This is a genomic window from Mesorhizobium sp. M8A.F.Ca.ET.165.01.1.1 (assembly GCF_004792065.1).
In the GTDB taxonomy this organism is placed as follows: domain Bacteria; phylum Pseudomonadota; class Alphaproteobacteria; order Rhizobiales; family Rhizobiaceae; genus Mesorhizobium.
Genome location: NZ_SRTH01000042.1, coordinates 1 through 1,274, shown reverse-complemented (window position 1 = coordinate 1,274; position 1,274 = coordinate 1). Strand labels below are relative to the sequence as shown.

The window sequence follows — 1,274 nt, the reverse complement described above, 5'->3', positions numbered from 1 at the left end:
GTGTCCGAACCGGATAGATAGGTAACAGAATGGACCGATAGCATGGGTGACAGTTTTCTTGTCCGCCGGGAGGACCGGCGATGGTTTGGCGAGAAACTGGGATCATGGACGAGCGGCTACGGTTTGTTGTGGATTGCCTTTCGGGTGAAGAGACGATGATCGAGCTCTGTGCGTCTTATGGGATATCGCGCAAGACCGGCTACAAATGGCTTGGACGCTATCGCGCGTTCGGCCCGGAAGGTTTGCACGATCTGCCTCGCGCGCCGCTCAATCACGGCCGGGCGACGGCGCTGGACCTGGTGGAGCGGATCGTTGCCGCCAAGGAGGTGCATCCGCTGTGGGGGCCAAAGAAGATCGTGGCGCGTCTCAAGCGCACGGCTCCCGAGCTGGTTTGGCCGTCGGCCTCGACGGTGGGCGCGATCCTTGCACGGCACGGGCTCGTAGGCGCCCGCAAGCGGCCACGTCTGCGAGCCTGTGGCAACGGACCGTGGCCGGAGCCGCAAGGGCCGAATGCGGTGTGGACTGGCGATCACAAGGGGTGGTTCCGGACTGCCGACGGGTGGCGCTGCGATCCGTTGACGGTGATGGATGCCTCGAGCCGCTACCTTCTGGCGCTCGAAGCGACGGGCTCGACGGCGGACGCCGAGGCCTGGCCGGTGTTCGAGCGACTGTTTGAGGAGCATGGCCTGCCGGATCGCTTCAGAAGCGACAATGGCTCGCCCTTCGCGTCGGCCGGCGTCACCGGGCTGACGCCGCTTGCGGTGCGCTTCATCAAGCTCGGCATCACGCTGGAACGGATCGCGCCCGGCAAGCCACAGCAGAACGGTCGCCACGAGCGCTTCCATCTGACCATGCTGCCACTGGCCAAGGACCCGGAGGCCGACAGAACGGCTCAGGGCCGGGCCTTCGAAGCCTTCCGGCGCAGCTACAATGAGGAGCGTCCGCATGAGGCGCTTGCCATGGACACTCCAGCCCAGCATTACCGCCCGTCGCAACGAGCCATGCCAAGGACGCCACCCGAGCCCGATTATCCGCAAGAGGCCGCGGTTCGCTGGGTGCGCCACAATGGCGAGATCAGGTGGAATGGCGGCTTCGTCTATGTCTCGCAATCACTGGCCGGCGAAGCCGTCGCGGCCACCGAAGCCGAGGACGGCCAATGGGCACTTACCTTCCATGATTATCCGCTTGGCATCATCGACACCAGACGTATGAAGCTCGTCCGCCGCAGCGCCGCGCCAACCAAACCGCTTGGCGCTGCGGCGGATGCATAGGGG

1 protein-coding gene is annotated in these 1,274 nt (G+C 65.0%); it reads left to right on the top strand.

Annotated elements, in window-relative coordinates:
- Positions 1-80: 80 nt before the first annotated feature.
- On the top strand, positions 81-1,271 hold the full coding sequence (locus EN808_RS35030; RefSeq protein WP_135867834.1) for an integrase core domain-containing protein: 1,191 nt from the start codon (positions 81-83) through the stop codon (positions 1,269-1,271).
- The last annotated feature ends 3 nt before the right edge of the window (positions 1,272-1,274 follow it).